Annotated in this window: 9 protein-coding genes; 7 read left to right on the top strand and 2 right to left on the bottom strand. The window is 55.6% G+C overall.

Annotation, left to right across the window (positions count from 1 at the left end; genetic code table 11):
• Nucleotide 1 precedes the first annotated feature (1 nt).
• Both sfsA and thpR read right to left on the bottom strand, forming a co-directional pair.
• Nucleotides 2–706, bottom strand: coding sequence for a DNA/RNA nuclease SfsA (gene sfsA, locus D5066_RS11495; RefSeq protein WP_119916005.1), 705 nt, complete (start codon nucleotides 704–706; stop codon nucleotides 2–4).
• The gene (gene thpR / locus D5066_RS11490) at nucleotides 696–1,250 is read right to left on the bottom strand and encodes an RNA 2',3'-cyclic phosphodiesterase (RefSeq protein WP_119916004.1); all 555 of its coding nucleotides are present in this window, start codon (nucleotides 1,248–1,250) and stop codon (nucleotides 696–698) included. Before thpR ends, sfsA begins: the two co-directional genes overlap by 11 nt.
• A 73-nt stretch (nucleotides 1,251–1,323) precedes the next feature.
• Between thpR and hrpB the strand changes: the two genes are divergently transcribed.
• The 7 genes from hrpB (at nucleotide 1,324) to fhuA (ending at nucleotide 14,063) form a co-directional block, all read left to right on the top strand.
• On the top strand, nucleotides 1,324–3,753 hold the full coding sequence (gene hrpB / locus D5066_RS11485; RefSeq protein ID WP_119916003.1) for an ATP-dependent helicase HrpB: 2,430 nt from the start codon (nucleotides 1,324–1,326) through the stop codon (nucleotides 3,751–3,753).
• 155 nt (nucleotides 3,754–3,908) lie between these two features.
• Complete coding sequence (mrcB, locus tag D5066_RS11480; protein WP_080328734.1) at nucleotides 3,909–6,431, top strand: bifunctional glycosyl transferase/transpeptidase; 2,523 nt, start codon at nucleotides 3,909–3,911, stop codon at nucleotides 6,429–6,431.
• A gap of 334 nt (nucleotides 6,432–6,765) precedes the next feature.
• Nucleotides 6,766–7,338: a fimbrial protein gene (locus D5066_RS11475; RefSeq protein WP_119916002.1), complete on the top strand. Its 573-nt coding sequence runs from the start codon at nucleotides 6,766–6,768 to the stop codon at nucleotides 7,336–7,338.
• A gap of 42 nt (nucleotides 7,339–7,380) precedes the next feature.
• Entirely contained in the window at nucleotides 7,381–8,094 is a 714-nt protein-coding gene (locus D5066_RS11470; RefSeq protein WP_080328736.1) for a fimbrial biogenesis chaperone, read from the top strand.
• A 19-nt stretch (nucleotides 8,095–8,113) separates the two neighbouring features.
• Nucleotides 8,114–10,591 carry a fimbria/pilus outer membrane usher protein gene (locus tag D5066_RS11465; RefSeq protein WP_119916001.1) on the top strand — a complete coding sequence of 826 codons (2,478 nt, stop codon included), beginning with the start codon at nucleotides 8,114–8,116 and terminating at the stop codon, nucleotides 10,589–10,591.
• Between the two features lie 12 nt (nucleotides 10,592–10,603).
• Nucleotides 10,604–11,608: a fimbrial protein gene (locus tag D5066_RS11460; RefSeq protein ID WP_119916000.1), complete on the top strand. Its 1,005-nt coding sequence runs from the start codon at nucleotides 10,604–10,606 to the stop codon at nucleotides 11,606–11,608.
• 205 nt (nucleotides 11,609–11,813) lie between these two features.
• On the top strand, nucleotides 11,814–14,063 hold the full coding sequence (gene fhuA / locus D5066_RS11455) for a ferrichrome porin FhuA (RefSeq protein WP_119915999.1): 2,250 nt from the start codon (nucleotides 11,814–11,816) through the stop codon (nucleotides 14,061–14,063).
• The last annotated feature ends 6 nt before the right edge of the window (nucleotides 14,064–14,069 follow it).

Here is a 14,069-nt window from a genome sequence, read left to right as displayed (position 1 = left end):
CTTATAAGACAATGGGAAGAGAGGATCTCAGAGTCATATTATCGGCAGAAAGTTCCGCTTTATAAGCTAAAACCTCTACCCCCTGCTTTTGTGCCTCATTCAACAGTTGTGCGTATTTAGGATCGATATGGCGGGCAGGGGAAAACCGTACAATCGCTGAGTGCAATACCGCAAACAGCAATACGGCGCGTTTGCCCGCCGCCGCAACACTCATCAGCTCCCGCAGATGCTTCTGCCCGCGTAGCGTTACCGCATCCGGAAAGAAGCCATTTTCCTGTTCCGCTAACGTTACTGATTTTACTTCAATATAGCACTCAGGGCGGTCTTCCGCCTGTAACATGAAGTCAATTCTGCTGCCTTCATCGCCATATTTCACTTCGCTTTTATGCGTACCGTAACCCACCAGTTCGGGAATAGTGCCATGAGTCAGTGCTTCCTTAACCAGCTGATTTGCGCGCAGAGTGTTAACACAAATAAATGCCCCGTTTTGCGTCTCGGTCATTTCCCAGGTATGGGGATATTTACGTTTAGTATTTTCTGAAGTGGAATACCACACCGTGTCACCCGGCGTGGCGCAGCCGGTCATGGCGCCGGTGTTGGGGCAGTGCAGAGTAAGCGCTTCGCCTTCTGGCGTCACCACGTCCGCGAGGAAGCGTTTGTAGCGTTGGATCAGCGTGGCAGATTGTAGTGCAGGGCTAAACTTCATCAGGATTCCTTGTGGTGTCGCCCAGCGTCCAGCGCTGTAGCGGCTTGTAACGGGTGCGTCCCTGTGCAAAGACGGATTCGTAAAGCGCGAATTCATTGACCGGAATAGCCCAGTGAAAACCCGGCGGCGGAATGGCAACGGCCTGACCCGCATCGCGCAGCAACGTGATATGCGGATGAAACGGCTGTGGGCTCTGATAACAGCCGCTGCGCGCTGCCTGCGCGCGCAGCATATTCGCCAGCTGTAATAAGCCGCGCGGCGGCTGGCGCGTCCCCATCCAGACCACGCGCGAACGCAGCCACTGACCCGCATCGTCAAGGTGCAGCGTAAACGGTGGCTGAGAAATTCGCCCGGCCATGGCGGCTAACGCCCGCTGTTTTTCGGCACTGACGTCGCCCAAAAAGGCCAGCGTCAGGTGCAGGTTTGCCGCCGCTACAGGGCGGCCAGCTTCCGGCGGGAAGTGTTCAGCGCGCCAGCGTACAATTTGACGCTGTATTGGAGTGGGCAACTCAATGGCAAAAAACAGCCGTTTCGACTCAGACATACGGGGGACTCGGTAATGATATGCGCCGATGCTACAATGTACGCCGACTAATGTTAACCCTCTGGAGCTGTTAGTGTCCTCATTGCCGGTCGCCGTCGTCCTTCCTGAGCTTCTCGCTGCCTTACAACATGCCCCACAGGTGCTGCTTAACGCGCCCACGGGGGCGGGTAAATCCACCTGGCTGACGATTCAGCTTCTGAAAGACGGGAATATCAGCGGGAAAATTATCCTGCTGGAGCCGCGCAGGCTGGCCGCGCGCAACGTAGCGCAACGCCTGGCGGAACTGTTGAACGAAAAACCGGGCGAGACGGTGGGCTACCGGATGCGCGCCGAAACCTGCATCGGCCCGTCCACGCGTCTTGAGGTGGTCACCGAGGGCATTCTCACCCGCATGCTGCAAAACGACCCGGAGCTGACCGGCGTCGGGCTGGTGATCCTGGATGAATTCCACGAGCGCAGCCTGCAGGCCGATCTGGCTCTCGCGCTGTTGCTCGACGTTCAGCAGGGGCTGCGCGACGATCTGCGGCTGCTGATTATGTCGGCGACGCTGGATAACGAGCGGCTACGACAGGCATTACCCGATGCGCCGGTCATCAGCTCAGAAGGGCGGGCATTTCCTGTTGAGCGGCGCTATCAGCCGCTTCCTGCTCATCAGCGCTTTGATGAAGCGGTGGCCATCGCCACCGCCGAATTGCTTCGCCAGGAGCCCGGCTCGCTGCTGCTGTTTTTGCCCGGCGTGGGGGAGATTCAGCGCGTACAGGAGCAGCTTTCTACCCGCGTAGGCGGCGATGTGCTGCTTTGCCCGCTCTACGGCGCGTTGTCGCTACAGGATCAGCGTAAAGCCATCCTTCCAGCCCCGGTGGGGCAGCGCAAGGTGGTGCTGGCGACCAATATCGCCGAAACCAGTTTAACCATCGAAGGCATTCGCCTGGTGGTGGATAGCGCGCAGGAGAGGGTGGCAAGCTTTGACCCGCGCACCGGGCTGACTAAACTGCTTACCCAGCGCATTAGTCAGGCATCGATGGTGCAGCGCGCGGGCCGTGCGGGGCGTCTTGAGCCGGGTATTTGCCTGCATCTAATCAGCGCGGAGCAGGCTGAACGTGCGGCTATGCAAAGCACGCCTGAGATTTTACAAAGCGATCTCTCAGGGCTGGTGATGGATCTGCTGCAGTGGGGCTGCCCGAGTCCTGAACAGCTCACCTGGCTTAATCCTCCGCCTGCCGTGAACCTCGCTGCTGCGCGCACCTTGCTGAGCCAGCTTGGCGCGCTGGAAGGCGAGCGTCTGACGGCGCGCGGTCAGAAAATGGCGGCGCTGGGCAACGATCCGCGGCTGGCGGCGATGCTGGTGGCCGCGCAGGGCGAAGATGAAATTGCCACGGCGGCAAAACTGGCGGCTATTCTTGAGGAGCCGCCTCGCGGTGGCAGCAGCGATCTGGGGCAGGCGTTTTCGCGCAATCAGGGGAACTGGCAGCAGCGGGCGCAGCAGCTGTGCAAACGCCTGAATTGCCGGGGCGGTTCACCTGCTAGCGATAAGATTACCTCCCTGCTGGCGCTGGCCTTCCCGGACAGGATTGCACGCCGTCGCGGGCTGGATGGACGCTATCAGCTGGCAAACGGCATGGGCGCGATGCTGGACAGCGACGATGCGCTGACGCGACATGAATGGCTGATCGCGCCGCTTTTATTGCAGGGGAGCCACTCCCCGGATGCGCGTATTTTGCAGGCGATTGCCGTGGACATAGACGCTCTGACGCGCGACTGCCCGCAGCTGCTTCAGCAATCGGACATCGTGGAGTGGGATGATGCGCAGGGCACGCTGAAGGCGTTTCGGCGCAGCCAGATTGGCAAACTGACGCTCGGCACAAAGCCGCTGGCGAAGCCGTCGGAAGAAGAGTTGCACCAGGCGATGCTCAACGGCATCCGGGAAAAGGGGCTGGGCGTCCTGAACTGGACGCCGGAGGCTGAACAGTATCGCATTCGCCTGCATTGTGCCGCGAAGTGGCTACCGGAATATAGCTGGCCCGCAGTGGATGATGAGACGCTACTCGCGACGCTTGAGCAGTGGCTGCTGCCGGAAATGCGCGGCGTGCACTCTCTGCGCGCCCTTAAAGCACTTGATGTTAAGACCGCGTTACAGAATTTACTGGACTGGTCATTACGTCAACGTCTGGATAGTGAGCTTCCTGGGCATTACACTGTGCCCACCGGAAGCCGGATTGCCATTCGTTATCATGAGGATAATCCTCCGGCGCTGGCAGTGCGGATGCAGGAGATGTTTGGTGAGGCCACCACGCCGTCTATTGCGGAAGGGCGCGTTTCTCTGGTGCTTGAACTATTGTCTCCGGCGCACCGCCCGTTGCAGATCACCCGCGATCTGGGGGCTTTCTGGGCGGGGAGCTACCGTGAAGTGCAGAAAGAGATGAAGGGGCGCTACCCCAAACACGTCTGGCCGGACGATCCGGCGAATACGGCACCGACGCGGCGCACGAAGAAATATTCGTGAGTCAGGAGAAAGAGGAGAGTGCGGCCTGATGCCCTCACCCCGGCCCTCTCTCACAGGGAGAGGGAGAAAACTAATTTTGAGAGATTTCTTCTTTCACAGGCCAGTGGAAGAAATGAGAATCGGGCCTTTGCGCCTGAACGTTGCGGAGAAAAAGCATGGCGGGGAATGACCGCGAGCCAATTGGGCGTAAGGGAAAACCAACGCGTCCGGCCAAAGAAAAGGTGAGCCGTCGTCGCCTCAGAGATGAGGACTATGACGATGACTATGAAGACGATTATGAGGATGAAGAACCGATGCCGCGTAAAGGAAAAGGCAAAGGGCGTAAGCCTCGGGGCAAGCGCGGCTGGTTCTGGCTGCTGCTGAAGCTGTTCATTGTTTTTGTTGTGCTGATGGCGATTTACGGCGTCTATCTGGATCAGAAGATCCGCAGCCGTATCGACGGTAAAGTCTGGCAATTGCCTGCGGCAGTGTATGGTCGCATGGTGAACCTTGAGCCTGACATGTCGATCAGTAAGAACGAGATGGTAAAACTGCTGGAGGCCACCCAGTATCGTCAGGTATCTAAAATGACCCGACCTGGCGAATTTACCGTGCAGGCGAAAAGCATTGAGATGATCCGCCGTCCGTTCGACTTCCCGGACAGCAAAGAGGGGCAGGTGCGCGCGCGTCTGACCTTTGACGGCGATCGCCTGGAAACCATTGAGAACATGGATAACGACCGCCAGTTCGGTTTCTTCCGTCTCGATCCGCGCCTGATCACCATGCTGTCGTCCGCAAACGGCGAACAGCGCCTGTTCGTGGCGCGTAACGGCTTCCCGGACCTGCTGGTGGACACGCTGCTGGCAACCGAAGACCGTCACTTCTACGAGCACGACGGTATCAGCCTCTACTCCATTGGCCGTGCGGTGCTGGCCAACCTGACGGCGGGCCGTACAGTACAGGGAGCGAGTACGCTGACCCAGCAGCTGGTGAAGAACCTGTTCCTCTCCAGCGAGCGCTCATACTGGCGTAAAGCCAACGAAGCGTACATGGCCGTGCTGATGGATGCACGCTACAGCAAGGATCGTATCCTTGAGCTGTACATGAACGAGGTGTATCTCGGTCAGAGCGGCGATAACGAGATCCGCGGCTTCCCGCTGGCGAGCCTGTACTACTTTGGCCGTCCTGTTGAAGAGCTGAGCCTTGACCAGCAGGCGCTGCTGGTGGGCATGGTAAAAGGGGCGTCCATTTATAACCCGTGGCGTAACCCGAAACTGGCGCTGGAGCGTCGTAACCTGGTACTGCGTCTGCTGCAACAGCAGCAGGTCATCGACCAGGAGCTGTACGACATGCTGAGCGCGCGTCCGCTGGGCGTTCAGCCGCGCGGTGGGGTGATCTCTCCGCAGCCTGCGTTTATGCAGATGGTGCGTCAGGAGCTGCAAAGCAAGCTCGGTGATAAGGTCAAAGATCTTTCCGGCGTGAAGATCTTCACCACCTTTGACTCCGTGGCGCAGGATGCGGCAGAAAAAGCGGCTGTGGAAGGTATTCCGGCGCTGAAGAAGCAGCGTAAGCTGAGCGATCTCGAAACCGCGATGGTGGTGGTTGACCGTAATACCGGCGAAGTGCGCGCGATGGTCGGCGGCGCCGAGCCGCAGTATGCGGGCTATAACCGTGCGATGCAGGCGCGTCGTTCGATTGGTTCTCTGGCAAAACCAGCGACCTATCTCACCGCGCTGAGCCAGCCGAACCTCTATCGACTGAACACCTGGATTGCCGATGCGCCAATCTCCCTGCGCCAGCCTAACGGCCAGGTCTGGTCACCTCAGAACGATGACAAACAGTTCAGCGGCCAGGTGATGCTGGTGGATGCGTTGACCCGCTCCATGAACGTACCAACGGTTAACCTCGGTATGGCGCTGGGTCTGCCAGCGATTGTCGACACCTGGCAGAAACTCGGCGTTGCGAAAGATCAGCTGCATCCGGTGCCGGCGATGATTCTTGGGGCGCTTAACCTGACGCCGATCGAAGTGGCGCAGGCGTTCCAGACCATTGCCAGCGGCGGTAACCGCGCTCCGCTCTCGGCGCTGCGTTCGGTGATTGCCGAAGATGGCTCCGTGCTGTATCAAAGCTTCCCGCAGGCGGAACGTGCCGTTCCTGCGCAGGCGGCTTATATGACGTTGTGGACGATGCAGCAGGTTGTGCAGCGTGGTACCGGGCGTCAGCTGGGGGCGAAGTATCCGGGTCTGCACCTGGCGGGTAAAACCGGGACCACCAATAACAACGTCGATACCTGGTTTGCCGGTATTGATGGCCGTGAAGTGGTGATCACCTGGGTAGGCCGTGATAACAACCAGCCGACCAAACTGTACGGGGCGAGCGGGGCGATGTCGATTTACCAGCGCTATCTGGCGAATCAGTCTCCTGTGCCGCTGAATCTGGTTGCGCCGGAAGATATCGTGGATATGGGCGTGGATGGTTCCGGTAACTTTGTCTGCGGCGGCGGGATGCGTACTCTGCCTGTCTGGACGACCAACCCGGACTCGCTGTGCCAGCAGAGCCAGCCTGAACAGCCAACGGGCAACCCGTTCGATCAATCCTCTCAGCAGCAGCCGCAGCAACAACAGCCGCAGCAGCAGAATGAGAAGAAAGACAGCGATGGCGTCGCTGGCTGGATCAAGGATATGTTTGGTGGGAACTAATTAATTCCCTGAAAAAAAAGCCGCTTTAATATAAAGCGGCTTTTTTTTATCTTTTACATTCTGCAATTTTTAAAAAAATTAAACATCTAATTTAGAATTTTTAAGCTCGCACTTTTTTATCTAAAACATGCAGTTGGAATCATCTGCGTGTTACGTGACATTATCCTCTCTGGACATAATGAAGAATAATCTGATGTAATCGCCTCAAGAAATTCACTGGCTCAAAGGATATTCCTATTTAGTCAGTCATGTGTAACATGCTGGATAACATTTCGACTCAAAATATTTGTAGTGCGAATGGATGCCTCAATTGTCAAATATAAGGATATTTTTCATGAACAAACAAATTTTTTCTACATTATTAGCCGGAAGCATTATGGCTGCGCTGTCTCTGCCTGTATTTGCATCCAATGATTCCGGTACGGTGAATTTCGCCGGGAAAATTGTTGCCGATACCTGCGAAATTAACGTTGATGGCTCAGGAACGAACGCCTCCACCGTTACGTTTGCGGATACCTATCCTTCAGACTTTGGCGCTGATGGTACGGTGGGTACCTCCAAAGCGTTTAAAATTGAAGTGAAAAAATGTGATCCACTGGTTGCAAAACTGAACCTCAAGTTCAGCGGTACAACGACAGACGCCGCCTACAAACGTTTGAAAAACGATCTCTCCGGCGCAGGCAATGCAACCAACGTTGGCATCATCGTCAGCAATGATAATGGCTCTAAAGGCGATGTGGTCTTCGATGGCTCAGTACCGGATTCAGGTACCGATGTGAATAACGACGCGACGGGGGCAACGGCTTCTGTCTTTAACTACACCGCGAAAGTGATTCAGGTGGGTGATACCGCGCCAACCGCGGGTCATTACTCCTCCTCTGCAACATTCGAGGTTGTCTATCGCTAAGCAATTACGGGCAGCCTGAACGGCTGCCTTCTGGAACGTTGTATGAAGACTTTATTTAAATTGTTATGTGGTTGTTTAATTATTTCTTGCTGTTCAGTACAGGCAAGCGTTGTGCTCGGTGGTACGAGAATTATTTATCCATCGAATAAGTCTGAAGTTCAGATAGCACTTAAAAATAAAGATCCTCATACACGTTATCTGGTGCAGAGCTGGGTTAGTTATCCCAATGACGCAAAAGCGCCTTTCATTATTACGCCACCCGTTTACAAATTGCAGGAAAATCGTCAAACGCTTTTGCACGTTATTTTCACCGGCGATAAAAACAGTCTGCCAGCGGACCGCGAATCACTGTTTCTGGCGAACGTTAAATCCGTATCGGCACTCTCGCCTGAGCTGAAAGAGAAAAACACGCTGCAGTTTGCAATGAAAACGCGTCTGAAACTTTTCTGGCGCCCCGCTCAGTTGAAAGAAACCGATGCTCTGAGTGCCTATGAAAAAATAACGTTCAACCGTCAGGGTGACACGCTAATCGCAAAAAACCCGACACCGTTTTATGTCTCGTTTGGCGAACTGGCCGTTGGCGGGAAAAGCGTGCCGGTGAAAGAGACCAAAACCACGCCTGGTGCCATTTCTATGATGGTTGCCCCCTTCAGCGAACAGCGTTTCGCGTTACCCGCATCAGCAAAGGGCGCGGTGACCTGGACGGCAATCAATGATTTCGGTGGGCAGACCCCGCAACGCAAGCAGGCTCTTTAAATAATCATGTTGGTATGTTATGTCGTCATCTCTGCTTCGCAAACAGGTACTGTCCGGGATCGCGCTGGCGCTGCTCGCCGCGATCCCGCCTGCAAGTGGCGATGACGAATTCAACCTGCGGATCCTTGAGCTGGATACGCCTCTCGAAAATACCTCCACGCTCGAAAACTTCATCAAGGATAACGGGTTACTTGCAGGAAGCTACCTCACGACCATTATGTGGGATCGCGACATTCTGGATAAACGTAGCGTTTCCTACGTGCTGTCTGACGATAAACAGCGCCTGCTGCCGGAGCTGACGAAAGCCGATCTGCGTGATTACGGCGTAAAAGTCGACACGATCCCGGATTTAAAAGATCTGGATGACGGTGCTTACGTCCGCGATATCTCCCATTTCATCGAAAATGCCCGTTACGAATACAATCAGGACAACCAGACCCTGAAGCTGGTTATCCCGCAGGCGTATCGCGATCGCGCTGCCGCTGGCGCCATTCCGGCAAAATTCTGGGATGACGGGGCACCTGCTGCCTGGACAAGCTATCAGTTAAGCGGGTCGCAACAGCACTATAGCGCGGGCAAAACAGCTTCGACCTGGCTTGGCCTGGAATCTGGCCTCAATCTGGGGGCGTGGCGACTGCGGAATAACAGCACGTGGAGCGACGCTTCCGGCTGGGAAGCCATCGCCAGCACGTTACAACGTGACATCAAATTACTGAAAAGCCAGCTTGAGATGGGCCAGACGTATACCAATGGTGAGCTTTTTGACAGCATCCAGATGACCGGTGTGAAGCTGGAAACGGATACCTCTATGCTGCCCGTAAGCCAGCAAGGTTTTGCGCCTGTGGTGCGTGGGATCGCCAATAGCGATGCCAAAGTTACCATCAAGCAAAATGGCTACATTATCTATCAAACTAACGTCTCGCCGGGGCCTTTTGAGATCCGTGACTTAAGTCAGGTGACCTCCGGCGCGGATCTGGAAGTCACCGTCGAAGAGGCGGATGGCAGCGAGCACAGCTTTATACAGGCCAGCGCATCGGTGCCGGTGCTACAGCGGGAAGGCGGCTTTAAGTATTCGCTGGCCGCAGGGCGCTATCGCGGTAATGAAGGGGAAGACGAACCGACCTTTGCGCAAGGCACGGCTATCTATGGCCTGCCTTACGGCGTCACGGCGTATACCGGCGCGCTGGGTGCATCACTGTATCACGCACTGCTGCTGGGGCTCGGTGCCGATCTGGGGCATTTCGGCTCTGCCTCTGTTGATCTCACGGCCGCGCGTACCGCCTTTGATGACGGGCGTGACGATGCCAGCGGTTTATCCTGGCGGGCGCAGTATTCAAAAGATATTCCCGATACGGATACCACCGTCACGCTTGCCAGCTATCGCTACTCCACATCGGGGTTTTATACCTTTCAGGAAGCTATCGATCAACGTGATAGCGAGATCGATGACGGCATTTATACCTACCGCAGAACTAATAACCGCCGTAGCCGCATGCAGCTCAACCTTTCCCAGCGGGTTTCTGACTGGGGCTCGGCCTATCTCAACGGCTATCAGCAAGACTACTGGGATATGGACGGCCATGAGCGAAGCGTCAGCGCGGGGTTTAGCTCCAGCTGGCGCGACATCACCTGGTCGATAAGTTACAACCTGACCCGCACGCCAGATGCCGATACGGACCGGCAAATGGCGTTAACGGTCAACATTCCGTTATCAAAGTGGCTGCCGGATTCATGGGCAACCTACAGCGCCAATACCGCCAGCGGCGGTTTTGTCTCGCATCAGGTTGGTCTCGGCGGTACCGCTCTCGAGGACAACAAGCTGAGCTATAACCTCCAGCAGACCTATGCCAACCAGGATACGGGCTACGGCGGCAGCCTGTCAGGCCGTTATCGTGGATCTTCCGGTGAAGTGGGGATGGGGTACAGCTACGGTGGCGATAATCGACAGTGGAACTACAGCGCTCAGGGGTCAATCGTTGCCCACAAGCATGGCGTGACGCTGGGGCAACCCGTGCGCGACGCATTTGCCATCGTGCACATTAAAGATGGCGATAACGTCAAAGTACAAAACGGGCGCGGCATTTCTACCGACCGCTTTGGTAACGCGATTGTTCCCTCCCTGACCGCCTACCGGCATAACGTCATTACGGTCAATACCCAGGATCGGGAAGATATTGATATCGACGCGGCAACGATGGATCTCGTGCCGACGAAAGGCGCTGCGCTACACGCCACCTTCGATGCGCGTGTGGGACGACGCGCGCTGGTGACGCTGCTTTACGCGGGTAAGCCCGTGCCGTTTGGCGCCGTGGTGGCGCTGGATAACACCACGGCAATAGTGGGTGATGACGGCGAGGTTTACCTGACGGGGCTGTCCGGCAAAACCACGTTTAGCGTGCAGTGGGGGGAAGCGCGTGATCGGCAGTGTCAGGGGACGCTGGATATTCCTTCACAGAGCACTGCCGGGATCGTCAAAGCAACGGTCACCTGTGATTAACAGAGGTATTTCATGAAACTACGCCGTACGGTTAAAACATTTCTTTCACCACTGCTGCTCGTGCTGGCGGGGACCTTTTTCCATACAGCCCGTGCAGAATGTACCTTTAACGGCAGTTCTGACGTGGATGCCGTGGTAACGTTTCAACTTCCTCCGGTGATTGTTGTTCAACCCGATACGCCCGTCGGCACCGTGATTTATGATGGTAGCGTCGAGAGTAAAGAAGTAACGGTGGAGTGCAGCGGTGATGCGCAAATTCGGCGCGGATACCTCTATCTGTCTGATAGCGATGCGCGCGAAGATGTCATGTCGGGAGTTTATCAAACCAACGTGCCGGGTATTGGCATTCGCGCGGCTTCGTCGAACGAGCAGTTCCCCAATTACAATGAGGAAAATATACTCAGGCCGATGCACTATCTGGGATCGACCCACGGCTCTTCGCAAAATACATCTGTATTTCGTGCTGCCGCACAGCTGGTGGTGACGGGCGATATTCAGGAAGGGTATCTCGATACCTCGCGTTTAACCTCAATGGATATTCTGGGCAACGCGGTGATCGGTGAAATGCGGTTTTCCCCTACCAGCGTTCACATTACGAACAACACCTGTAATCTGGTCGACAGGAACATCTATGTGCCGCTGAAAACGGTCAATACGCAGGACTTTACCGGGCAATACTCGGATATTCTTACTGACGACAGCTTTAAGATTGAAATCACCGACTGTGCGGCGGGAACAAAGGTCGATTATCAGTTCACCAGCGCGGGCTCGACGGGGGTCATGAACGGCACTATTTTGCGCATCGCTTCCGGAGACTCTGCCGCTGATGGCGTCGGTATTCAGATCCTCGACCAGAATAATACCGTGCTGCAGTTTGATCAGAACTACACGGCGATAACCAGCACGCAGGACAAGGTTCCTGTCGAAATCCCCCTCAGGGCCCGCTACATCAAGACGGGGGAGGTTAAAGCCGGCAAAGTCGATTCTGTCGCGACGTTCGAGGTCTTTTACCGCTAATCCATCCTGCCCGCTCTGGCGGGCTTTAACGATCATTTCACTAACCTCATTAACCCCCTGTTTTCATCTGGTTAATTCTTAAACCCTTAAATCTTGTAGGGCCGCTTATTGCTTGCTATGCAACCAGCGTTTCGCATATTATTCTGGCGCTCATAATAATAATTCTCGTTTACGTTATCATTAACCTTTCCATCAGAGATACAACATGGCGCTTTTCAATACTGCTCAGCCAATTAACACGTCGCTGCGTAAAGTCGCGGTCGTCGTAGCCACAGCGGTTGCCGGCATGTCTGCTAATGCTCACGCGGCCGAAACCCCGAAAAAAGAAGACACCATTACGGTCACCGCAGCGCCCGCTGCCCAGGAAAGTGCCTGGGGGCCTGCTGCGACTATCGCTGCGAGGCAGTCCGCCACCGGCACGAAAACAGACACGCCAATCCAGAAGGTTCCGCAGTCTATTTCTGTGGTGACGGCCGAAGAGATGGCGCTGCACCAGCCGCGTTCGGTGAAAGAAGCCCTGAGCTACACGCCGGGCGTTGCGGTAGGCACGCGCGGTGCGTCCAACACCTATGATTATCTGGTTATTCGTGGTTTTGCGGCCGATGGTCAGACGCAAAACAACTACCTCGACGGCATGAAAATGCAGGGGAACTTCTACAATGACGCGGTAATTGACCCGTACATGCTGGAGCGCGCCGAAATAATGCGTGGCCCGGTTTCCGTTCTGTACGGAAAAAGCAGCCCAGGCGGTTTGCTGAACATGGTCAGTAAGCGCCCAACGACCGAGCCGTTGAAAGAGATCCAGTTCAAAGCGGGTACGGACAGCCTGTTCCAGACCGGCTTTGACTTTAGCGATGCGATCGATGATGACGGCGTTTACTCATACCGTCTGACGGGCGTTGCGCGTTCGAACAATTCCCAGCAGGAGGGGAAGGGCGAACAGCGTTACGCCATCGCACCGTCGTTCTCCTGGCGTCCGGATGATAAAACGACCTTCACGTTCCTCTCTTACTTCCAGAATGAGCCTGAAACGGGCTACTACGGCTGGCTGCCAAAAGAGGGGACGGTCAATCCGCTGCCAAACGGCGATCGTCTGCCGACTGACTTCAACGAAGGCGCGAAGAACAACACCTATTCCCGTAACCAGAAAATGGTGGGATACAGCTTCGACCACGAATTCAACGATACCTTCACCGTGCGTCAGAATCTGCGTTTTGCCGAGAACAAAACCTCGCAAAACAGCGTATACGGTTACGGCGTTTGCACCGATCCGGCGAACAGCGGCAACAAGCAGTGCGCAGCTTTAGCCCCTGCAGACAAAGGCCATTATCTGGCGCGTAAATACGTTGTCGATAACGAAAAACTGCAGAACCTCACCGTTGATACCCAGCTACAGAGCAAATTCTCTACCGGTGAGGTGGACCACATCCTGCTGACTGGCGTTGACTTTATGCGTATGCGTAACGACATCAACTCCTGGTTCGGCTACGACGATTCTGTTCCGCTGCTGGATCTCTACAACCCGGTGAACAGCGACTTTGATTTCGGCTCAAAAGATCCTGCTACCTCTGGCCCCTATCAGATCCTCAACCGTCAGAAACAGACGGGGCTCTACGTGCAGGATCAGGCGCAGTGGGATAAAGTCCTGGTGACGCTGGGCGGTCGTTATGACTGGGCCGATCAGGAATCGTATAACCGCGTGTTAAATACCACCTCCAAACGTGATGACACCCAGTTCACCTGGCGTGGTGGCGTTAACTATCTCTTTGATAACGGTATAACTCCGTATTTCAGCTACAGCGAATCGTTTGAACCGGCTTCGCAGACCGATGCACAGGGCAAACTGTTCGCACCGTCTAAAGGCAAGCAGTACGAGGCGGGCGTGAAATATGTGCCGAACGATCGTCCGATTGTTGTCACCGGTGCACTGTACCAGCTGACCAAAACCAACAACCTGATGGCCGACCCTGCGGGTTCCTTCTTCTCCGTTGAAGGCGGCGAGATCCGTGCCCGTGGTTTCGAACTGGAAGCCAAAGCGGCCCTGTCTGCCAGCGTGAACGTTGTCGGTTCTTATACCTATACCGATGCGGAATACACCACGGACACTAACTACAAAGGCAACACGCCAGCGCAGGTGCCAAAACACATGGCATCCCTGTGGGGCGATTACACCCTGTATGATGGTGCGCTGTCTGGCCTGACGCTGGGTACCGGCGTTCGTTACACCGGCTCCAGCAAAGGCGATCCGGCTAACTCCTTCACGGTGGGCAGCTACACGGTAGTAGACGCCCTGGTCAGATACGACCTGGCGCGCGTGGGCATGGCAGGCTCTAACGTGGCGCTTCACGTGAACAACCTGTTCGATCGTGAGTACGTTGCCAGCTGCTTTAACACCTACGGTTGCTTCTGGGGTGCTGAACGCCAGGTTGTTGCCACCGCGACCTTCCGCTTCTAATCTCTC

It is taken from the genome of Enterobacter chuandaensis, assembly GCF_003594915.1.
Taxonomy (GTDB): Bacteria; Pseudomonadota; Gammaproteobacteria; order Enterobacterales; family Enterobacteriaceae; genus Enterobacter; species Enterobacter chuandaensis.
This window is presented reverse-complemented; position numbering and strand designations above follow the sequence as displayed.